General features: G+C 64.2%; 19 protein-coding genes and 1 pseudogene. 15 read left to right on the top strand and 5 right to left on the bottom strand.

Features of this window, described 5'->3' with window-relative positions; translation table 11 throughout:
- Positions 1 to 23: 23 nt before the first annotated feature.
- Genes sp36 through QMG25_RS01115 form a run of 3 tightly spaced genes read left to right on the top strand, consistent with a single transcriptional unit; the run spans position 24 to position 1595 of the window.
- Positions 24 to 179 carry a Sp36 family protein gene (gene sp36 / locus QMG25_RS01125; protein WP_283456438.1) on the top strand — a complete coding sequence of 52 codons (156 nt, stop codon included), beginning with the start codon at positions 24 to 26 and terminating at the stop codon, positions 177 to 179.
- A 2-nt stretch (positions 180 to 181) separates the two neighbouring features.
- Entirely contained in the window at positions 182 to 667 is a 486-nt protein-coding gene (locus QMG25_RS01120) for a RidA family protein (RefSeq protein WP_283456437.1), read from the top strand.
- 13 nt (positions 668 to 680) lie between these two features.
- Positions 681 to 1595, top strand: a complete 915-nt coding sequence (locus QMG25_RS01115; RefSeq protein ID WP_283456436.1) for an NUDIX hydrolase — start codon at positions 681 to 683, stop codon at positions 1593 to 1595.
- Positions 1596 to 1925: 330 nt separating this feature from the next.
- Here QMG25_RS01115 and QMG25_RS01110 read toward each other — a convergent pair whose 3' ends face one another.
- Positions 1926 to 2603, bottom strand: a complete 678-nt coding sequence (locus QMG25_RS01110) for a Crp/Fnr family transcriptional regulator (protein ID WP_038465875.1) — start codon at positions 2601 to 2603, stop codon at positions 1926 to 1928.
- 253 nt (positions 2604 to 2856) lie between these two features.
- Between QMG25_RS01110 and QMG25_RS01105 the strand changes: the two genes are divergently transcribed.
- A complete protein-coding gene (locus QMG25_RS01105; RefSeq protein ID WP_283456435.1) occupies positions 2857 to 4041 on the top strand; it encodes a MarP family serine protease in 1185 nt (394 codons plus the stop codon).
- Between the two features lie 29 nt (positions 4042 to 4070).
- On the opposite strand, the gene aroQ is transcribed toward QMG25_RS01105, so the two are convergent.
- The gene (gene aroQ / locus QMG25_RS01100) at positions 4071 to 4541 is read right to left on the bottom strand and encodes a type II 3-dehydroquinate dehydratase (protein WP_283456434.1); all 471 of its coding nucleotides are present in this window, start codon (positions 4539 to 4541) and stop codon (positions 4071 to 4073) included.
- Between the two features lie 95 nt (positions 4542 to 4636).
- Positions 4637 to 6613, bottom strand: a complete 1977-nt coding sequence (acs, locus tag QMG25_RS01095; RefSeq protein ID WP_283456433.1) for an acetate--CoA ligase — start codon at positions 6611 to 6613, stop codon at positions 4637 to 4639.
- 348 nt (positions 6614 to 6961) lie between these two features.
- Here acs and QMG25_RS01090 point away from each other — a divergent pair, with 348 nt between their 5' ends.
- From QMG25_RS01090 to QMG25_RS01080, 3 genes are read left to right on the top strand one after another with little or no spacing between them, the layout of a single operon-like run.
- The gene (locus QMG25_RS01090; RefSeq protein ID WP_283456432.1) at positions 6962 to 8419 is read left to right on the top strand and encodes a hypothetical protein; all 1458 of its coding nucleotides are present in this window, start codon (positions 6962 to 6964) and stop codon (positions 8417 to 8419) included.
- Between the two features lie 3 nt (positions 8420 to 8422).
- The gene (gene nth, locus QMG25_RS01085) at positions 8423 to 9250 is read left to right on the top strand and encodes an endonuclease III (protein ID WP_502866320.1); all 828 of its coding nucleotides are present in this window, start codon (positions 8423 to 8425) and stop codon (positions 9248 to 9250) included.
- A complete protein-coding gene (locus tag QMG25_RS01080) occupies positions 9247 to 9942 on the top strand; it encodes an NUDIX hydrolase (RefSeq protein WP_502866319.1) in 696 nt (231 codons plus the stop codon). The genes nth and QMG25_RS01080 overlap by 4 nt, the downstream gene beginning before the upstream one ends.
- A gap of 26 nt (positions 9943 to 9968) precedes the next feature.
- Here QMG25_RS01080 and QMG25_RS01075 read toward each other — a convergent pair whose 3' ends face one another.
- A complete protein-coding gene (locus QMG25_RS01075) occupies positions 9969 to 11699 on the bottom strand; it encodes a bifunctional 3'-5' exonuclease/DNA polymerase (RefSeq protein ID WP_283456430.1) in 1731 nt (576 codons plus the stop codon).
- 130 nt (positions 11700 to 11829) lie between these two features.
- Here QMG25_RS01075 and ssd point away from each other — a divergent pair, with 130 nt between their 5' ends.
- The 8 genes and pseudogenes from ssd (at position 11830) to QMG25_RS01035 (ending at position 18684) form a co-directional block, all read left to right on the top strand.
- Positions 11830 to 13038 (top strand): septum site-determining protein Ssd, encoded by a 1209-nt coding sequence (ssd, locus tag QMG25_RS01070; RefSeq protein ID WP_283456429.1) that lies wholly within the window; start codon positions 11830 to 11832, stop codon positions 13036 to 13038.
- Positions 13035 to 14294: a TadA family conjugal transfer-associated ATPase gene (locus QMG25_RS01065; protein WP_283456428.1), complete on the top strand. Its 1260-nt coding sequence runs from the start codon at positions 13035 to 13037 to the stop codon at positions 14292 to 14294. The genes ssd and QMG25_RS01065 overlap by 4 nt, the downstream gene beginning before the upstream one ends.
- Positions 14291 to 15172, top strand: coding sequence for a type II secretion system F family protein (locus QMG25_RS01060; RefSeq protein ID WP_283456427.1), 882 nt, complete (start codon positions 14291 to 14293; stop codon positions 15170 to 15172). Before QMG25_RS01065 ends, QMG25_RS01060 begins: the two co-directional genes overlap by 4 nt.
- A gap of 2 nt (positions 15173 to 15174) precedes the next feature.
- Positions 15175 to 15789 (top strand): type II secretion system F family protein, encoded by a 615-nt coding sequence (locus QMG25_RS01055; RefSeq protein ID WP_283456426.1) that lies wholly within the window; start codon positions 15175 to 15177, stop codon positions 15787 to 15789.
- Between the two features lie 200 nt (positions 15790 to 15989).
- Positions 15990 to 16295, top strand: coding sequence for a DUF4244 domain-containing protein (locus tag QMG25_RS01050; RefSeq protein WP_283456425.1), 306 nt, complete (start codon positions 15990 to 15992; stop codon positions 16293 to 16295).
- Positions 16296 to 16439: 144 nt separating this feature from the next.
- On the top strand, positions 16440 to 16943 hold the full coding sequence (locus QMG25_RS01045; RefSeq protein ID WP_283456424.1) for a TadE family type IV pilus minor pilin: 504 nt from the start codon (positions 16440 to 16442) through the stop codon (positions 16941 to 16943).
- Positions 16930 to 17571, top strand: a complete 642-nt coding sequence (locus QMG25_RS01040; protein ID WP_283456423.1) for an Rv3654c family TadE-like protein — start codon at positions 16930 to 16932, stop codon at positions 17569 to 17571. Before QMG25_RS01045 ends, QMG25_RS01040 begins: the two co-directional genes overlap by 14 nt.
- A 67-nt stretch (positions 17572 to 17638) precedes the next feature.
- A pseudogene (locus tag QMG25_RS01035) lies at positions 17639 to 18684 on the top strand (transposase).
- 177 nt (positions 18685 to 18861) lie between these two features.
- Here the strand turns inward: QMG25_RS01035 and QMG25_RS01030 are convergent.
- On the bottom strand, positions 18862 to 19221 hold the full coding sequence (locus QMG25_RS01030) for a DUF1801 domain-containing protein (protein WP_283456422.1): 360 nt from the start codon (positions 19219 to 19221) through the stop codon (positions 18862 to 18864).
- Positions 19222 to 19270 lie beyond the last annotated feature (49 nt).

Genomic DNA, 19270 nt, shown 5'->3' with positions numbered 1-19270 from the left:
CGGCAGGGGATACGCTTTGATGCATGACCAAATGGGAGTACTCTACGATTCCGCTTATTATCCACGCCACGAAGGCAATTCTTGACCAGTGGGGTGACGAGGGCTGGGAGCTGGTCCAGGTCGTCCCCGGACCGGATGGAAACGGTCTTGTTGCCTATCTCAAACGAGAGAAGGCCTAACCGTGAATGCCACGCCAAATCAAGGAACGTCACGCATTGAAGCGCGCCTCGCCGAGCTTGGGCTGAGCCTTCCACCCGTGGCCGCACCGGTGGCCGCCTACGTGCCCGCCGTCATCTCGGGCAACCATGTTTACACCTCGGGGCAGCTGCCTTTCATTGATGGCAAACTCACAGCTACAGGCAAAGTTGGTGCGGGCGTGTCCGCTGAGGACGCAAAATTGATGGCGGCTACCGCTGCCATCAATGCCCTCGCCGCAGTCAAGAGCGTCATTGGCGACCTCGACCGTGTTATCGGCATTGTCAAAGTTGTGGGTTTCGTCTCGTCGGACCCGTCCTTTACCGGCCAGCCGGGTGTCATCAACGGGGCCTCCGAGCTGCTGGGCGAAGTGTTTGGCGTGGCAGGCGTCCACGCACGCTCCGCCGTCGGGGTTTCCGTTTTGCCCTTGGATTCACCCGTCGAGGTTGAGCTGATTGCCCAATTCCAATAGCAATCCCGCAAGCATGCGCCCTTCCGCGGTGCGCCGCTTCCCGCTGAGCGCTGCGCACCGGGGAGCGGCGCAGGCTTGGGTGGAGTTTGGTGAACGCACGCCCAGCAAGCCGCGACAGGCCTCCTCGGTGGTGTTGTTGAAGGACAGCCCCAGTGGTTTGCAAACTTTTATGACTTACCGCCCGGGTGGTTCGCCGCTGGGCACTTTCGCCTTCCCCGGCGGCACCGTTGAACCCGCGGACGACGACGTCACCGACTGGGTTGGCCCCTCTCCCGTTGCCTGGGCTAAAAGTTTGGGTACGGACGACATCGGCTTGGCCAAGCGCCACGTCGTGGCAGCGATCCGTGAAATGTTCGAGGAAACCGGCGTCCTGTTGGCCGGGCCCGACGCCTCCTCCCTAGTGGAGGGCATCTCCGGGCAGGAATGGATGCGGGCACGGGAATCCATCGCCACCCAGGAATCGACCTTTACCGCCATGCTCGAACGTTACGGGCTGGCGCTGCGAACAGACCTGCTGAAGCCGCTGAGCCACTGGACCAGCCCGGATTTTGCGCACCGACGCTTTGACGTCCGCTATTTTGCCTCCGCCAGGCCGGTCAATCAGGAACCCTCGCTGCTGAGAAGCAAGGGCGTGTGGGGGCGCTGGGCCAGCGCGGCGGATATTTTGGCTGAACGGTCCAGCTCCGCCTTGGGCGATGAGATTGGCCAGCCCGACAGCGTCGGATTGGAAGTGGAAGAACTGGTGGTTCCGGGGGTGCAGATCATCCTGGAAAAGATCGCGGCCGCCCGTGGCTGCATCGCCTACTTGAATCACAAGCGGCCCACCTATGAATATCGTCCGCAGCTTGTTGTTGATGCCGACGGCCAGTTCAGCCTCGAAGTGCAGACCGCTCCGGTGTCAGAGGGCGGCCCCTGCCGGGAACGCTGACCCACCCATCGACGCTCCTGCACGTCCGGGGTGGTTTCTACTGACGCTCCTGCACGTCCGGGGCGTTTTTCAGGCACGCTTTCCCGACCAGCCTGACGTAGAGGGAGCACGGCAGAAGGCTCAGCAGTGCAGGAGCGTCCCGACTTTTACCCCGGAAAGTGCAGGAGCGTCCCGACTTTTACCCCGGAAAGTGCAGGAGCGTCCCGGCTTTTACCCCGGAAAGTGCAGGAGCGTCCCGGCTTTTACCCCGGAAAGTGCAGGAGCGTCTGGAAGGGGGACGACTGCGGCCCGGCACCTTTTCGGTGACCGGGCCGTTTCTTGCACTGGGGCTTAGCGGGAGCGCTGGCGCAAACGGTTGACATCAAGGATGACAACCGCGCGGGCTTCCAGTCGAAGCCAGCCGCGCTGGACAAACTCGGCCAGGGCCTTGTTGACGGTCTCGCGTGAAGCGCCGACCAGCTGGGCCAATTCTTCCTGGGTCAGCTCGTGGGCCACCAGGATCCCGTCCGTGGCAGGGCGGCCGAAGCGGTCGGCCAGGTCAAGGATGGCCTTGGCAACGCGGCCGGGGACATCGGAGAACACAAGATCGGAGAGGTTGTCGTTGGTGCGGCGCAGGCGGCGAGCCAGGGCCTGCAGCAGCTGCATGGACACCTCGGGGCGGTTGCGCAGCAGCGCGTTCAAGGACTCGTTCTTCAGCCCGGCCAGGCGGGTTTCGGAAACCGCGGTGGCGGTGGTGCTGCGCGGAGCCGGATCAAAGAGTGCCATTTCACCAAACAGCTCGCCGGGGCCGAGAATGGCCACCAATGATTCACGCCCGTCCGAGGAGGTGCGGCCCAGCTTCACCTTGCCGGAGACAATGAAGTAGAGCTGGTCGCCCTGGTCGCCTTCACGGAAAACCGAAGCGCCGCGGGAAAGATCAACTTCTGCCAATTCGTCGGTCAAGAGGCGGAACGCCTCGTCGTCGAGCGTGGCAAAAAGTGGTGCCCGGCGTAGTACCTCGATGTCCATGAAAACTCCTTGCAGTATGTAGCTAATAATATGTAGCTAATAAGTTGTGGCCTGATACTGATTGTTTCAGAAGTTTCACGCTTTTGTGACCAATTTGGCATTCCAGCGCTCCGTTGCCAGCAAATTGGCAGATTAGCTACGGGAAAAGTCCAGACTTTGCACTGCCTTCCCCGGTATTATGTGGATCTGGGCCACATCTTGTGCGCCGGAATGACAATGACGGGCCAGTGCCCGGGAGGAGCGTCGCGCAAGAGTGTTTGGTTACTCCTGGCTTGATGCCCTGTTGATCCTGTGGCTGCTGTGGCAGCTGATTTATGGCCTGAAGGCCGGACTAGTGGTGGGCTTGGGCGGACTGGCAGGTTTTGTCGCGGGTGCCGTGGCAGCCTTCTTTGCCGCTCCCTTTGTCAGTCAATTCGCTCCAAGCCCCGGCTGGCGGACAGCCATGGTGATTGGTGCAACGCTCCTGCTCATTGCCTTGGGGTATGCCGTGGGCATGCGGTTGGGACGTGCCTTGGGTCGTGGTGTGAAGTCGGATTCAATCCGCGCCGTGAACCGTGTTTTGGGCGGCGCACTGCACGTGGTGGTGGGTGCGCTGGTCATTTCGATACTGGCCTTTGGGGTTTCCAACCTCGGCATCCCCGCCGTCTCCAAACAACTCACCGATTCGCGGGTGGTTTCCGCCATCGACACCTGGACGCCCGACCCCGTGAAGTCGGCAGTGGCCCAAATCCGCTCGCTTGTCCTGGATGAAGGCATCCCGGCGCTGCTAGGCCCCTCTGGCCCCAACGTTGAAGTTGCCGCCCCGAACGCCGACACCAACACCGCAGCATGGAACACCGCAGCACAATCCGTCATGAAGATTTCAGGCACAGCGTTCCAGTGCGGCCAAAACCAGACGGGCACGGGGTTCGTGGTTTCCCCCGGGCGCGTGCTCACCAACGCCCACGTGGTGGCGGGTGTTTCCATGCCCGTGGTGCAAACCCAAACGCAGGGTGCCCTGCCGGCCCGGGTGGTGTATTTCAACCCCGTCCACGACCTGGCCATCCTCGCCGTCGATTCCTTGGAGGCAGCCCCACTGCCCACCGCAGGCACGGTGCCGGGAAACACGGCGACGGCGTTTGCCGGCTATCCATTGGGCGGACCCTTGCAGGTGCGCCCATCCACGGTGCTGTCCTCCGGACCCTTGTTGGTCCCGGACATCACCGGCGGTGCCAAGAACGTGCTAGATGTTTATCAACTGGCCGGCAACGTCCAGTCGGGGAACTCGGGCGGACCGCTGCTCGATCAGGCCGGACGCGTGGTGGGAGTGATATTTGCCAAGGCCACAACCACCAGCAACGTGGGCTTCGCACTCACCATGGAAGAAGCCGGTCCAGTGATCGCCGCAGCGCCAAAGCTCAGCAGTGCCGTGGAGTCCGGCACCTGCAAGGTGGGTTGAGGCAAGGCGGGCGGAGACCTGCCCCGCGACTATGCCTGCGTCTGTGCCAGCGACTTGTCCAGGACGCTCACGGCGAGCTCGTAGCCATGGATTCCCGCGCCAACAATCACCGCGGTGCACACCGGAGACAAATAGGAATGATGCCTGAATTCTTCGCGCTGGTGCACATTGGAGATGTGGACTTCCACGGTGGGCAGTTCCACGCCGGCGATGGCGTCGCGCAGCGCCACCGAGGTGTGCGTATAGGCTCCTGCGTTGATGATGATGCCCACCGACCTGCCGCGTGCGGCATGAATGGCGTCCACCAGGGCACCTTCGTGGTTGGACTGCAGGCAGGTGGTGCCGAAGCCGGCGACCTTGGCGGCAGCCGTGGCGAGTTGTTCGACGTCGGACAGGGTGGCCGTGCCGTAAATCTCCGGTTCGCGGGTGCCCAGCAAGTTCAAATTGGGTCCGTTGATGATCAGCAGGGTGCCGCGGTCGGCAGCGGGGGATGAGGTCATGGGTTAATAATGCCCCATGCAGCAAACGCAGCTTGCGTCCAGCCTCGAAAGGACTTGGATGCAAGCTGCGTTGGTTGCAGGCCAGTGCAGAAATGCTACTTGCGCAGGGACTCCGCAATCTGGTTCATGACAGTGTTGTCGGCCAGCGTCGAGGCATCTCCCACTGCGCGGCCTTCGGCCACGTCCTTGAGCAGGCGGCGCATGATTTTTCCGGATCGGGTCTTGGGCAGTTCCGGCACCACCAGGATGGTCTTGGGCTTGGCGATGGGCCCAATTTCGCGGCCAACGTGGTTGCGCAGCGTGGTGACGATGTCGGCGTCTTCCACGGCGGAACCGCGCAGGATGACAAACGCCACCACGACCTGGCCGGTGGTCTCATCGGCTGCGCCCACCACGGCAGCCTCGGCCACCGAGGGGTGGCTGACAAGGGCGGATTCAATTTCCGTGGTGGAGAGGCGGTGCCCGGAGACGTTCATGACGTCATCGACGCGGCCTAAGAGCCATACGTCCCCGTCCTCGTCCCACTTGGCGCCGTCACCGGCAAAGTACATGCCGTCAAAGCGGGCCCAGTAAGTGTCCTTGTAGCGCTCGTTGTCTCCCCAGATGCCGCGCAGCATGGCCGGCCAGGGCTCGCGGATGACAAGGTAGCCGCCGTGGCCGTGGGGCACCGAGGCACCAAGTTCGTCAACGACGTCGACGGCGATGCCGGGCAGCGGGACTTGGGCGGAGCCGGGCTTGGCTACCGTCACACCGGGCAGCGGGGCGATCATGATGGCGCCGGTTTCGGTCTGCCACCAGGTGTCGACGATGGGGGCCTTGTCTGCACCAATGACGCGGCGATACCACATCCAGGCTTCCGGGTTGATGGGTTCGCCCACCGAACCGAGCAGGCGGATGGAGGACAGGTCGTACTTGGCGGGGATGTCCTCGCCCCACTTCATGAACGTGCGAATGGCCGTGGGTGCCGTGTACAAGATGGAAACCTTGTACTTTTCCACGATCTCCCAGAAGCGGCCCTGGTGCGGGGAGTCCGGGGTTCCCTCGTACATGACCTGCGTGGCGCCATTGATGAGCGGCGCGTAGGTGACGTAGGAGTGGCCGGTGACCCATCCGACGTCGGCCGTGCACCAGAAAACATCCGTTTCCGGGTGCAGGTCGAAGACGGCGCGGTGCGTGTACGCGGTCTGTGTGAGGTAGCCGCCGGTGGTGTGCAGGATGCCCTTGGGCTTGCCGGTGGTGCCGGAGGTGTACAGGATGAACAGCGGGTGCTCGGCAGGGTGCCCCACAGCGGTGTGCTCGGTGGAGGCGGCGCCAACACTGTCGTCCCACCACAGGTCGCGGCCCTCAACCCAGTTGACGTCCTCGCCATTGCGCTTGACCACGACGACATTCTGCACCGAGTGCCCGGGGGTGCTTAGGGCCTCGTCCACGGCCGGCTTGAGCGGGCTGGGCTTGCCGCGGCGGTAGGTGCCGTCGGAGGTGACAACCAGCTTTGCCTCGGCGTCGTCGATGCGGGAGCGCAGGGCGTCGGCGGAGTAGCCGCCAAAGACTACCGAGTGGATGGCGCCAATGCGGGCGCAGGCCAACAGCGTGATGACGGCTTCCGGGATCATGGGCAGGTAGACGGCGACGCGGTCCCCTCTGACAAGGCCGAGGGATTCGAAGGCGTTGGCAGCCTTTTTGACCTCTTCGGTGAGCTGCGCGTAAGTGTAGGTGCTGGTGTCTCCGGGCTCGCCCTCAAAATAAATGGCGACACGGTCGCCGTTGCCGGCTTCAACGTGGCGGTCAAGGGCGTTGTAGGCGGCGTTGATTTCGCCATCCTCGAACCAGGTGGCGAAAGGCGGGTTGCTCCAGTCGAGGGTTTTGGTGAAGGGCTTGCTCCAAGTGAGGAGTTCGCGGGCCTGCTCGCCCCAGAAGGCGGGACGGTCGGCGTCGGCCTTTTCGTATTCATCGCCGTGAACAATCGCGTTGGCGGCAAATTCCGCGCTGGGCGCGAACGCTCGGTTCTCCGTGAGCAGGTTCTCCAGTGCGTCGCCGGACTGGCCGTCCGCTGCGGTTGTGACCTCAGACATCTAAAATCCCTTCATTCCTACGTAGCTGATGTCCTGCAGTTCCCCATCGGCGGCAGTGCGCTGCAACTCCCAAGAAAGGAGTGGGTGCGGTGCTCGGGATAGTTGCTGGGACAGCGTTTTGTTCCAGCTTTAACTGTAGCGCTTTTCATCATGGAACGTGTTTGCCGTCACAGGGCGGTGGGGTCAATGGGGTCATATCTGCGCTCAAATGCGCGAAGTCCGCGTGGGCAGGGGTAGGCGAGTTCTGCCCTTTAAACGCATTTTGCGCTATTTAAGCTGTGGCTCGCTAGTGTTGCCTCTCTGCGGTAACTAGGCTGGAAGACAATCGTGACTTTGAGGAGTAGGACCATGACAGAGCAACACACGCCTTCTGCCCAGAGCGCCGCAGGCAACTCGGGTACAACGCCCAGCCATGCAGCAGTCGGCCCGCTAACTATCCGGGATCTATGGGTCCTGGGATCTGTTGCGATTATTTTCGTCGCTTCACTGGTGCCACTCATCTCGAACCTTGCCGGCAGTTTCAATCTATGGAACACCGGCGGGCTGTTTTACATCGGCATCGGAGTCGTGCTTCCGCTGGCCGTGGGCGGGCTGTTCCTTGCCCGTCGGCTGAGCCCGGAAAGCAAGGTTCGTTTCGGGTCGCTCTCCGTTGACCAGTTCGCTTCGGTGGTCGCGGCCTTCGCCACGTTCTTCTTCTTCACCGGAGCCGTGACGAGCTTTGGCCCCGCCTATCTGGTGGGTCTGGTCGGTTCCTTGCTGCTGTTGGCAGGGACTGTTTGCGCACAGTGGATCCCCTTCCTGGCCTCCGACTTTTCCGGCCGTGCCGAAGTTCCTGCCCATGTGGCAGCACGCGATGCGATTCCCGCCCCCAAGCGCGCGGTTGCAGCCAAGCCGGCAGCCGTGGCCGCAGGTGCCGGTGCTGCCGGGACGCACTACGGCCATGGTGCACCTCGCCAGGGTGCACAGGCCACCCCGGCCCAAGGCAATCAAGGCATGGCCAACCAGGGTCAGGGCAACCAAGGCCAGAGCAACCAAGGCCAGGGCGGCGCGCAGGCCGCAGGCGGCTGGGCCGCCGCACCGGCTGCCGGCCACTCGTCCGCCGGCCAGATCTTCACTCCGGCCAAGGAAGGCAACCCAGCCCAGGGAGCTCCAGCGCAGTCCGGTGCCACGCAGGCATCCACTGCCACGGGAGCCAGCGCAGGTGCTAAGCAAGCCGGTGCAATCCAGACCGGTGCAGGGCATGCAGGTGCGGGGGGTGCAGCAGCGCAGACGGCTGCAGCCAAGGCAACCGCAAGCACGTCCGCTGCAACTGAAAGCGCCGCCGCAGCCCAGCCTGCTGCCGAGCAGTCGGCTTCACACGGTTCCGCTGCAGGGAAGTCCGGCGTCGAGACGTCATCAAACGAAACGGCAACGGCTGCCAGCGCGGGCGGCGCAGACCGGTTCGGCAGCGACCGCTCTGGCAGCGACCGCTCCGACGGCGGCCAGCCAGGTGCGGCGCAGGGCGCTGCAGCTGCGACCACGCTGAACCCCCAAGTGGCAGCAGCTGCCAAGGACAGCATCGCGGCCACAGTGAATCCGAAGGCTGCTGCGGCGCCTGTCAGCGTTGATCCGTTCTGGTTTGCCGTGGACCGCCCGCAAAACGTGATTGACGAAAATACCCGGCAATTCCTTTTCAAGCTGGCTCCCGGGGCCTGGATCCTGGCCCTGGAGGACCGCGGCAATAGTTTCCTCGTTCAAGACAGCCACGGCAAGACAGGTGTTTTGCTTGATCTGGTGGGGATCGAGCGCGCCTCGGACAGCCAGTAGCCAGTGGTGGCAGTGGTCCCGGAAACGGCGCTGGCACTCAAGCGCCGGGCTCGGAAAATCAACCGCGAGTTGGCGCAGCTGTACCCTTATGCCCACGCGGAGTTGGACTTTCGGAACCCGTTTGAGCTGCTGGTTGCCACCGTGCTGTCAGCGCAGACCACCGACATTCGAGTCAATGCGGTGACCCCGGCCCTCTTTGCCCGCTTTCCCACGCCGCTGGCAATGGCGCAGGCCCAGCCGATTGAGCTTGAGGTGCTGATCAAATCCACCGGTTTCTTCCGGGCCAAGGCAGCAAATTTGTTGGCGCTGGCCACGCGCGTGGTGGATGAGTACGACGGCGTGGTGCCGGGTTCCCTTGAGGCCCTCGTCACGCTTCCGGGAGTGGGGCGAAAAACCGCCAATGTGGTGCTTGGGAATGCGTTTGGGGTTCCGGGCATTACCGTGGACACGCATTTCATCCGGCTGGCACGGCGCTTTCGCTGGACCGAATCCACGGATCCGGTGCGGATTGAGGCTGATGTTGCGGCTTTGTTTGAGCGCAAAGACTGGACGATGGTTTCGCACCGCGTAGTTTTCCACGGCCGGCGAATCTGCCACGCCCGCAAGCCCGCGTGCGGGGTCTGCCCCATTGCGCATCTGTGCCCGTCCTACGGGGACGGTGAAGTGGATCCGGTGAAAGCCGCGAAACTGCTCAAGTACGAGCTCGCGCCGGGGCAGGAGGAACTGCTGGCGCGCATGCTTGCCGACGTGGGCAAAGCCGCGCAATACCGACAAGAGTTCCAGCGAGCGGCTCGATCCACGGAAACGGACGCCAGGGACAACTCCCGGTGAGTGCCTACACCGACTTGGCGGCCTTGGCGCAGAAAGTTGCGTTGAGCGCTGCACTGCCTGCAGCCAAGCGAATGGGCCGTCCCTCACTGTGGCAGCCGCCGGTGGACAGCGCAGCAACCCGCAAAGCGGCCGTCCTGATGCTCTTTGGTGCCTTGGACGACGTACCGGCTGCTTCTGCCAAGCCGTTGGTTTCGGCCGATCTGGACATCCTGCTGATTGAGCGGGCGGCAACCTTGAACGACCACCCCGGCCAAGTGGCTTTCCCGGGCGGGGGAGTGGATCCGGATGACGCTTCGATGGCTGCGGCAGCGTTGCGGGAAGCCGAAGAAGAGACAGGTTTGGACCCGCAGGGTGTGGACGTCTTGGGCCTGCTGCCCGAAATGCCTCTTCCCGTCAGTAATTTCATGGTCACGCCCGTGCTCGGCTGGTGGTCGCGGCAAAGCCCCGTCGAGGTTGTGGACTATGGCGAGTCGGCCCAAGTTTTCAGATTGCCCGTCAGGGACCTGCTGGATCCCGACAACCGTTTCACCGCCGTCCTGGCACGCGACGGCCAGCGCTACCGGGGGCCCGCCTTTACCGTCAATGGCGTAGTGGTGTGGGGTTTCACGGCAGGGATCCTCAGCTACGTTTTCCAAGAGTTGGAGTGGGACGTGCCTTGGGATGAGACGCGGGAACTGCCTGCTCCCATCTAGGAGGTCCAAACCCGGTGGAAGTTGCCCTATTTGGCATCGGCGTAGCACTGCACAACGCTGACGTTGACAGGAAACTCCAGCGGGATCCTGCCAAAAATCAACTCCGTTGCAGCCTGCGAGGACTCATGCACAATCCGAGTGACCTCATCCACCAACGCGGTGGGGCAATGCACCATGACTTCATCGTGAAGGAAGAACACCAACTGCGGCGTGCCCTGCCCTGGCGTTCCCCCGGCGTCGAGCGAGGCAGCCGTCAAGGCCCGCAGCCGACGTCGCAATTCAGCGAGCCAGCACAGGGCCCATTCAGCAGCTGTTCCCTGAACCACAAAGTTGCGGGTGAAGCGTCCCCGGGAGCGGGCAGCGGACTCGGCCCGGCGTTGTTCCACAGCTGAGGAGCTGCGCTGGCCGTCGTGCCATTCCTGTGTGGTGGGAGGGGTGCTGCGGCCAAGGAACGTGCTCACACGCTGGCCGCGTTCGCCTGCTCGGGCCGCTTGTTCCACATAGTCCAGCGCTCGCGGGTACATGCGGGCAAGTTGGGGCACCAGCCTGCCCGATTCCCCCGTGGTGGAGCCGTAAATGGCACCCAGCAAGGCAATTTTGGCCATGCTGCGGTCGCCGCCAAAGCCCTGGGCCGCAATCCCCGCATAGAGATCCTTGTTGTGCCCGTCGTGGTCTTGGCCCGCCGCGGCCATCGCCGTGTCCTGGGCGAGGGCAGCCAGAACCCTCGGCTCCAATTGGGCTGCGTCGGCCACAATCAACGTGTAACCGGGGTCGGCAACGGCGGCGCCCCTGATCTGCGCCGGCACCTGCATGGCGCCGCCGCCGCGCGAAGCCCAGCGCCCCGACACCACTCCGCCCACCACGTATTCGGAATGAAATCGCCCCTCTCGCACCCACTGCCGGAGCCAATTCCAGCCGTTGGTGGTGAAAAGTCGGCTGAGTTTTCGGTACGCCAGCAGGGGTTCGATGGCAGGGTGCTTGAACTCCATCAGCTCCCAGCTTCGGGTGGATTTCGCCTCGATGCCCGCCTTGTGCAGGGCCCGGATCAAGTCCTGCGGGGAGTCGGGGTTCAGTGAGGGTGCATTCAAGGCGGTGCGCAACTGTGCGGCCAGCGCCTCCATCTTTTCCGGGTGGGCATGGTCGGTTGGTTCCGGGCCAAGCAAGTCATTGAGCAGCCTCCTGTGCAGGTCTTCCCTCCAAGGGATACCTTCATATTGCATCTCCGCTGCCACCAAAGCACCAGCGGATTCTGCAATGAGCAAAAGTGAGAGCCTGGCTGGGTGTGTGGAGGAAGCAACGGCGACTTTTTGGGCACCGAGTTCCTTCGCCACGGTCTCAAGATCCCACGCCCGCGGGGCGGTGGCATGTGTGGGGGCATCGAACAGGCTTTCCTGCCCGGTGGTTGCCGCACCCCAGATTGAGGTTTGACGGACCGGGTCGATCTCCGGCGGAAGGGAGGTGGATTGCGCGTGGTAGCCGGTGGCTGCGGCAAATTCGGAGTGCAGCAGAATGTTCTGGCACAAGGCCAGGTCATGGCACTTTTCCACCCGCACATTGGCCGCCAGCAGCTCCGGATACCAGTTGGCAGCCCTGTCCCACACCCAGCGGGGGCGGTGGGTCGCCTCAAGCTCGCGCACAGTTGCCTGGAGTGCGGCTCGGTCCACTGTCCGAGCCTCCGAAGCGGGCGTGCCGTCGTCGTGCCTGAGCTGAACCATGGCGGTGGAAGCAGCAGGCCCCTTGGCCAACAATGCGTACATAGTTTCTATTCTGCACTGTCCGCCCGCCACCTGCCCGCCCATTCCTCCACAGCCGCCCCTGGCGTCCTCTTCCTCCACTTTCAGACAAGGACCTGTGGAGCCGATTCGAGGGCAAGGGCACAGTTGATTCATGAGACGCAGCCAGAGTCCTCCGCCCGGTCCGGCAGCGGCACCGTGGATGCCGCGCAGGGACACCACCATCGTGCTGTTGTCCGGGTCTGCAGAGTTGCAGGGCGCCGTCGGCAGGGTCAGTGCCGCCGCCGCTGTTGAACTGGTGGTTGGGCAGAGCCTTGACCAAGTGGCTGGCAGGTGGGAAGACGTGGCTGCGGTGCTTGTCGACGCCGAAGCGCTTGCCGGCTCGGCCATTGACGCGGGACTTGCCGGGTGGCGCGGACCCACCGCTGTGGTGGGCTTTGCCGGCGAAGCGGCGCAGATGTGGAAGCAGGCTGAACGGCTGGGGGCCGATCGGGTGGCCATACTCCCAGATTCAGCTCCGTGGCTGGCCAACTACCTGAGCTTTTTGCGAAATCCAGTCGCCGGTGCCGGAGTGCTGGGCGTTGCCGGTGGTTGTGGCGGTGCCGGGGCATCCACGCTGTCGGTCCTGGTTGCGGCCGGGGCTGCTGCCCGGGGCACGAGAACGCTGCTGGTCGACGGCGACCCCTGGGGCGGTGGATTGTGCACGGCTCTGGCGGCCGTGGATGTGCCGGGCCTGCGTTGGCCGGAGCTGCTGCAGGCATCCGGGGCCATCAATCCGGACCAGCTGGCTGCCTCCCTGCCGCAAATGGGCGCCCTGTCCCTGCTCTCCTGGGACAGCGCCTTGCGGCAGGAAACTGCCGGAGCCATGCTGGCTGCCGGGCCGCGGGTGGAGGGGAGCGCACAGGCGGAGCCCGGGTCTGGCACCCGCTCGGCGGCTGGGGAGATCATGCGCGCTGCCCGCGGAGCCTACGGGCTGGTGGTGGTTGATTTGGGTCGAAGCCCCGAAGCGTTTGCGGCCTTGGCTCTGCGGTGCAACGGTCTGGCCGTGGTGGTTCCGGGCCGTGTGCGCGCTGCCGCGGCCACGCTGCACATGCTGGAGACGATGGCGCCCATGCCCGCTGCCGCCGTCGTGCGTGGACCACTGGCGGAAGGGCTGGACGCGGCCATGGTGGCTGATGCTGTCGGCCTGCCGCTGGTGGGCCGGCTTCCTGCGCTGCGCGGAGTAGGTGAAGCGTTGGAAGCCCAGCGCCTGCCGGAGCTCCTGCGGCGCCGGGCCGTGCGGAGGCTTGTCTCCAATGTTCTGAATTGGATGTCGGGGGAGTCCTCGAACGACGGCGGGACGTCGGGCAGGCGGCTGCCATGAGTGCGCCTGTGCCCAACGGGGGTGTGCGCGGCCCGTGGGACGGGGCGATGGATGCGCAGTTGCTCGAGGTGGTTCGGCGCAGCGTTTTGGCCAGGCCGGGACCAGTGACCGAGCTGCAGGTCGCTGCCGCTGTGCGGGAAAGCGGGCGGCTGCTCGGAGCCGCCGGCTCGCTGGTGGCCATGGAACGGATTGCCGCCGAGCTCAACGGGCTTGGGCCGTTGCAGGGCTTGGTGAATGATCCCGCCGTCACCGACATTTTTGTCAATGCCCCGGATTCGGTGTGGCAGGACCGCGGGGCGGGGCCGGAACGGGTGGGGGTGGGTTTTTCGAACGAGGGCGAACTTCGCGCTCTCGCCGTGCGGCTGGTGGCCACCGGCGGGCGCAGGCTGGATGAAAGCAGCCCATGCGTGGATGTGAGGATCTCCTCCGGCTACAGGGTCCACGCCGTCCTGCCACCTATTTCAACCACGGGAACCCTACTGTCCATCAGGATCAAGCGCCGAACAGTCCTGACGATGTCCCAGCTGGTCGACGCCGGCAGCGTGGAACCCTTGGTTGCCCGGGTGATGGCCGCGGTTGTTGACCGCCGGCTGAACTTTCTCATCAGCGGAGCGACAGGGGCCGGGAAGACCACTTTGCTGTCAACTCTGCTGGGGCTGTGTCCAGCAGAGGAAAGGCTGGTGCTCATAGAGGACGCGGCAGAGTTGGAGCCGGAGCACCCGCATGTGGTGACGCTTGAAGCCCGCCATGAAAACGCTGAAGGGGCCGGTGCCCTGGATTTGGCGGAATTGGTGCGCCAAGCATTGCGGATGAATCCGGGTCGACTCATTGTTGGCGAATGCCGAGGCAGTGAAGTGCGTGAACTGCTCATGGCGATGAACACCGGCCACAGCGGAGGTGGCGGAACTATCCATGCCAACAGCGCCGGCGACGTGCCTGCCCGGCTGGCAGCCTTGGGGGCGCTCGCGGGCATGACCTCGGAAGCTGTTTTCCTGCAGGCTGCCAGCGCATTGGATGTGGTGATCCACCTGACGCGAAGGAACGGCCAACGCGTTGTTGCCGAGGTTGCCGCGGTGGTTTTACGCGAAGGCCGGCTGGAAGTGGTGACGGCTTTGGCCTGCCGGACCTCACGGGAGGATGGTTCCGGATTGGTGCAGGGACCGGCGTGGTCGGCGCTGGCTAAAAAGCTGGGAGTGGCGCCCGACGCCGTCTCCCGCCATGTCGACGCGGCTCACCGCTCCGGGGCCCTGCCATGAGCGCACTTTTGGTCTTCATCCTGTCGGCGGCAGCCTGCGGTCTGGTGGGCCTTGGCGGCTCTGTTTGGCGGGCTACGCGGCGCGGTGGTGGCGGCAAAGAGCTGAGCGCAGCAGGCCGCACGGGACCGAACACAGCCGAATCGCTCCCTCGACTGGTCCGGCAGTTGGCATCGCTGTTGGCGGCCGGCCGGTCGGGACCCCTAGTATGGGGGGCGCTGGCCCAGGTGCTGGCGATGGAACAAGCGCGCAGGCCTGCAGGACGCCCCGTGCCTGTCCGGTCCAGGGCTGCTGCCAACGGAGACCGCATGCCAGCCGACGCCGTTTTGGTGCTCGTCCTGGCTGTGCAGCGCGCCACGGGTTTGGGGATGCCCACGGCAACCGCTGTGCGCACTTCCTGCGGCGAGGCAGCCGCACCAGCCCGCAAACTGCGAATCCGCAGGCATGGTCCGGCCCTGACAGCGGAGCAGCACAGAGTGTGGCTCGATGTGGCAGCCTGTTTTGAAGTATGCGAAGGCAGCGGAGCGCCCGTCGCCGCGATCCTTGACCGCTTGGCACTGGCCATCGAAGCAGAGCAGGACACCGCTGCTTTGCGGGCAACTGCGCTCGCAGGACCGCGTGCCACTGTGCGGCTTTTGAGCTGGCTGCCCTTTATTGGGTTGGGGTTGGGTGTGGCCATGGGTGTGGACCCGATTGGGGCTTTGCTGGGCAGCCCGCTTGGGTGGGCGGTGCTGGCCACCGGTGTTGCGTTTTCGCTCGCAGGACGGATCTGGTCGGCCAGGATGATTGGCGGTGCGGCTCGCCCCCCGGAACTCCCGCAGCGAAGAAGTGCCGGTGCGGGCAGCTGGATGCGGTCATTCACGTTGCACCGGCGGTGGTGAGCATGGTCCCAGTGTTGGTCTTTGCGGTGGCGGCTCTGGCCTGTGCAGGCCTGTGGGGCGGAACGGCTTGGGGTCGTGGCGGCGGCTTGTCGGCGGGAATTGGCAAGCGCAGCCCCCGCCTGTTGGCCTCGCCGGGAGCTGGAACAGCCCATGGTGCAGGCGCCGCAGTACCGCCTGATCCGTCAAGCGGGGTGTCCTCGGTCCCGCTGCTGCTGGAACTGCTCGGCACTGCGCTGGAATCGGGGCTTACGGTTCAGGGCGGCTTGCGGGTGGTGGCCGGCGTGGCCGTGCCGGGAGCGCGCGAGTGTTTGCTGCAGGTGGTGGCGGGTCTGGAGATTGGCGCATCCTGGGACGACTCTTGGGACGGCAAGCTGCTGCGCAGCGACATGGCACGGATCCACGACGCGTTGAGTTTTGGGGCCCTGACAGGAGCCTCGGTGGCCCCGCTGCTGTATGCCGAGGCGCAGCAGCAACGACGGATGGCCGGCCGTGCGGCAGAGAAGCGTGCCGCCGCACTTGGCGTGAAGCTGGTGCTGCCTTTGGGGCTTTGTGCCTTGCCGGCATTTATCGCTTTGGGCATTGTCCCGGTCGTGATGGCCATGATTCCTGAGTTCTAGGTCCGCAGCGTTTCCCCCACAGGCAACGCCGGCGGTGGCTCCGTCCACGAATCAGCAAAGGGGTCTTTTGCCAGGTTCAACCAAGGGCAAGAGTTGCATCAACAGCTTGGGCCGGGAGGCCGATTCAGCGTGAATCGAGCACTGCATGCAGGTCCGGGCGGGTCTTCCGGTTGAGGAAGACCCCGAACCAAGGAGTCGAAATGAACAGCAAGGAAGCCGCACAAGCAATGGGAGTCGGCCCGCAGGAGGCCTGTGCCGAGGACAACGTTCGGGAGATTTTCCCCGGTGCGAGCCGCACCACACCCGTGCTGAACCACGGCACCGGACTCCACACGTCAGCGGGGCAGCGTGCCAGGGCAGGAATGGAAAGCGGTATGGCAACCGCTGAATATGCCATCGCGACACTGGCCGCAGTGGGGTTCGCGGGACTGCTCGTGGTGATTCTCAAAAGCGATGAGGTCCGTGGCTTTCTGCTCAATATCATCCGGACGGCACTGAGCTTTTAGCCGGCAGAGGCTCTTGGCCGGCAGACAATCCGAGCCGGGAAACAGTCACGAATGTCAGAGCCAATCGAAGAGACGAAAACCATGGAAGCACAGGGACGGGGAAGTTGTCGGTTCCATCCTGGCGAATCTCGGCGGGCGGCATCGATGCGCGGATCGGTAACGGCCGAACTGGCCGTGGTGCTTCCAGCCGTCACCGTGCTGCTGGCCATGCTTTTGCTTAGTGTTGCTGCGGGCATGCTTCAGCTGCGGCTGGAGGAGGGCGCCAGGGCAGGGGCGAGGGCGCTGGCGCGCGGAGATTCTTCGACGCAGGTGCTTGCACTTGTCGCGGGCGTGGCCGGAGAGGCTGCCGTCGTGTCCCTGGGACGCTTAGACGGCTATGCCACCGTCACAGTTCAGGGAAGAGTGGGTGGTGTGCTGTCCGGGCTGGTGCCTTGGGCGCAGAGCGCACAGGCCAGCGCCAGGGTTGAATCCACTGATGCATCGTTGGCAGGGCGTCAGGCTTTGGAAGTCATGGCATTGCGGCAAGGATTCGCAGCGCTCAACCCGGCCCTGTGGCGGTGGGCGCGGGCGCCGGAATGCAGGCTCGCAACCGGCCAGTGCACCGCCACTGCATCGAACCAGCGCGGAGTGCAACATGGGCAAGGATGAATCGGGCGCAGGCACCGCGCTGGCTGCCGGTCTGGCAGTGGCGGTGCTGCTCCTCATGGCAATGGTTTTGGGACTTGGCCAAGCGGCCGCTGCGGCGGCCAAGGCGGCAACGGCTGCCGATATGGCAGCCCTTGCCGCTGCGGACGCCTACAGAGGTGTGAGCCAAGGTGCGCCTTGCCGGATTGCAGCGGAAGTCTCCGAACTGCACGGGGCGTCATTGCAGAAGTGCACGCTGGCCGGCGATCTCTCGGTTCAAGTGGAAGTTGCCGTTGAGACCACGCTGCCCTGGCCCGCTCAAGGCAAGGCAAGGGCCGGAGTTCCGCCGGACACGGTCCGCTCTGGTTGGTCGGGCAGCGGTATTGACCTGTTTCAGGCAGCACTTTTGCCGACTATCCAGCAGGTTTGGGACGCTGTTGTCATTTTCTCTAATGGATATTGGCTGGCCCGGGGCCGGCTGGCAGACTGGTGCCACCCCCGGCCGGGTGTGACTCGCTCATTTTCTGACCTGCCACGGCAGTGTCCTGCTTCTGACGTGTCCGCCTGGTCGGGGCTGCACCTTTCTGGCCCACTCCGATGGCTTGATAGAAGGATGTCCGGCCCGCCAATAGGTTGGGCCGTGAATCGTTAGAGAACTGCCTCGGCGTGACTCTTCCCGGATCGGCGCTATTGAAGCCCGTCCGAAGGGAGAACCTGAGATGACCATCGTGGCCAATCACTACACCCATGTCGTAGGCGTGGACCCCCATGCCAAAACCCACAGCTACGCCATCCTTGCCTCGGCGACCGGATAAGTCGTTGACACCGCAACGTTTCTGGCAAGCCCGCCGGGCATCTCCCGGGCCACCGGCTGGATAAACAAGCGGTCCGGAGACGGACAGATCTTGGTCTCTGTGGAGGGTGCGAGTTCCAACGATGCCGGCTTGGCACGGGCGCTTCGTGGGGCCGGGATCAGCGTCTGTGACGTGCAGCCCCCACGCGCGACCTCCCGCAGGGCGGGGAAAGTCCGATGCCTTTGATGCGGTGGCAGCAGCGCAGTCCGTCCTTGGCATCGAGGTCGCGTCCCTGCTCGAGCCCCGCGCCGACGGTGACCGGAACGCCTTGCGGATCCTGTTGGACGCCCGCAGGATGATGGCTCGCAAACGGTCAGCCGATCGCTTGGCACTGACCGCGATTACCCGGACCACCGAACTGGGCGTTGATGCCCGTGCGGCCCTGCGCGACGCCCAAATCCGTAACATCGCTGCCTGGCGGGCAAGGTCCCGGGACAGTCGGGCCGACCGGGGCGCGCGATGAGGCACGTCGTTTGGCCCGTGCCGTCATTGCGTTCGACACCGCAATGGAAGCCAACAGGACCCAGTTGTCCGACATTGTCCAGGACATGGCGCCCGGGTTGATGGATTTACAAGGTCTGGGCCCGGTGACCTCGGCTATCGTGCTTGTCGCTTATTCCCACCACGGAAGGATCCGCTCCGAGTCAGCCTTCGCGGCCATCGCCGGTGTCAACCCGATCCCGGCATCTTCGGGCAACACCGTCCGGCCTCGGCTCAACCGCAACGGTGACCGGCAACTGAACAAGGCACTGCACGCGATTGCCCAGACGAGGATGCTATTCGACGCCGAAACGAAGCAATACGTGGAGCGGCGGACCGCGGAGGGTAAAACCCGAAAGGAAATCCGTCGGTGCCTCAAACGCGCTATCGCCCGGCAACTCTTCAGGAAACTTCAAACGCTTATGGCTTGACTCGAAGCATAAAAGGGTCAGAAGTGCTCTGCACCGAATTTCAGAAGTCGTCAGCACATCCCTCCCTCCCCGCAGGGGTACGGCTACCGAGACAGACTTACCTCATCAAGAGGTTTTCGAATGCGCGGATCCGCCTCCGCGGCCGCCGGGTACGACGCCATGCCACCGGTGCGCCATCTACCCGCCCGGGGTGTTGAGCTCGACGGCGGCATCCAGCAGCGCAGCAAAGGAAACCCGGTCCAACGGCCGGGCCTGGGTAATCTTGACCGTCCTCATCCGGAGGTCGTCGGTTTGCTCGAACAAGCCTTCCGAGTCCTCGAGCAGATAGCCCTTGTAGAAGTAGACGTTGATCCACGCCTTAGCTACGTACCACTTCACGACTGCGCCGTTGTAGTCGAAGTAGGGGTTGCGCCATTTGATGCTCTCTTCCAGCGGAGTCGGCAGCGCACGAATTTCCTCCAGCAGCACTAAGCAGGCGTCCCGCTGCCAGCCGACGGCGAGTCCAGATACGAACGCATCGACATCCACACTTGACATTCCATGAGTCTACGCGCGGCTCATGCATCAGAAGTCCCACATAACGAAC

This window comes from Arthrobacter sp. H35-D1 (assembly GCF_030063185.1).
Taxonomy (GTDB): Bacteria; Actinomycetota; Actinomycetes; order Actinomycetales; family Micrococcaceae; genus Specibacter.
Note: the sequence above shows the minus strand (reverse complement) of the source record. Positions and strands in the feature narration are given on the sequence as shown.

Coding starts and splice junctions, on each gene's coding strand:
- QMG25_RS01050 (WP_283456425.1), top strand. CDS start 15,990: ATGAACAGCAAGGAAGCCGCACAAGCAATGGGAGTCGGCCCGCAGGAG.
- acs (WP_283456433.1), bottom strand. CDS start 6,613: ATGTCTGAGGTCACAACCGCAGCGGACGGCCAGTCCGGCGACGCACTG.
- QMG25_RS01065 (WP_283456428.1), top strand. CDS start 13,035: ATGAGTGCGCCTGTGCCCAACGGGGGTGTGCGCGGCCCGTGGGACGGG.
- QMG25_RS01110 (WP_038465875.1), bottom strand. CDS start 2,603: ATGGACATCGAGGTACTACGCCGGGCACCACTTTTTGCCACGCTCGAC.
- QMG25_RS01030 (WP_283456422.1), bottom strand. CDS start 19,221: ATGTCAAGTGTGGATGTCGATGCGTTCGTATCTGGACTCGCCGTCGGC.
- QMG25_RS01090 (WP_283456432.1), top strand. CDS start 6,962: ATGACAGAGCAACACACGCCTTCTGCCCAGAGCGCCGCAGGCAACTCG.
- QMG25_RS01055 (WP_283456426.1), top strand. CDS start 15,175: ATGGTCCCAGTGTTGGTCTTTGCGGTGGCGGCTCTGGCCTGTGCAGGC.
- sp36 (WP_283456438.1), top strand. CDS start 24: ATGACCAAATGGGAGTACTCTACGATTCCGCTTATTATCCACGCCACG.
- aroQ (WP_283456434.1), bottom strand. CDS start 4,541: ATGACCTCATCCCCCGCTGCCGACCGCGGCACCCTGCTGATCATCAAC.
- QMG25_RS01115 (WP_283456436.1), top strand. CDS start 681: ATGCGCCCTTCCGCGGTGCGCCGCTTCCCGCTGAGCGCTGCGCACCGG.
- QMG25_RS01060 (WP_283456427.1), top strand. CDS start 14,291: ATGAGCGCACTTTTGGTCTTCATCCTGTCGGCGGCAGCCTGCGGTCTG.
- QMG25_RS01040 (WP_283456423.1), top strand. CDS start 16,930: ATGGGCAAGGATGAATCGGGCGCAGGCACCGCGCTGGCTGCCGGTCTG.
- ssd (WP_283456429.1), top strand. CDS start 11,830: ATGAGACGCAGCCAGAGTCCTCCGCCCGGTCCGGCAGCGGCACCGTGG.
- QMG25_RS01045 (WP_283456424.1), top strand. CDS start 16,440: ATGCGCGGATCGGTAACGGCCGAACTGGCCGTGGTGCTTCCAGCCGTC.
- QMG25_RS01075 (WP_283456430.1), bottom strand. CDS start 11,699: ATGTACGCATTGTTGGCCAAGGGGCCTGCTGCTTCCACCGCCATGGTT.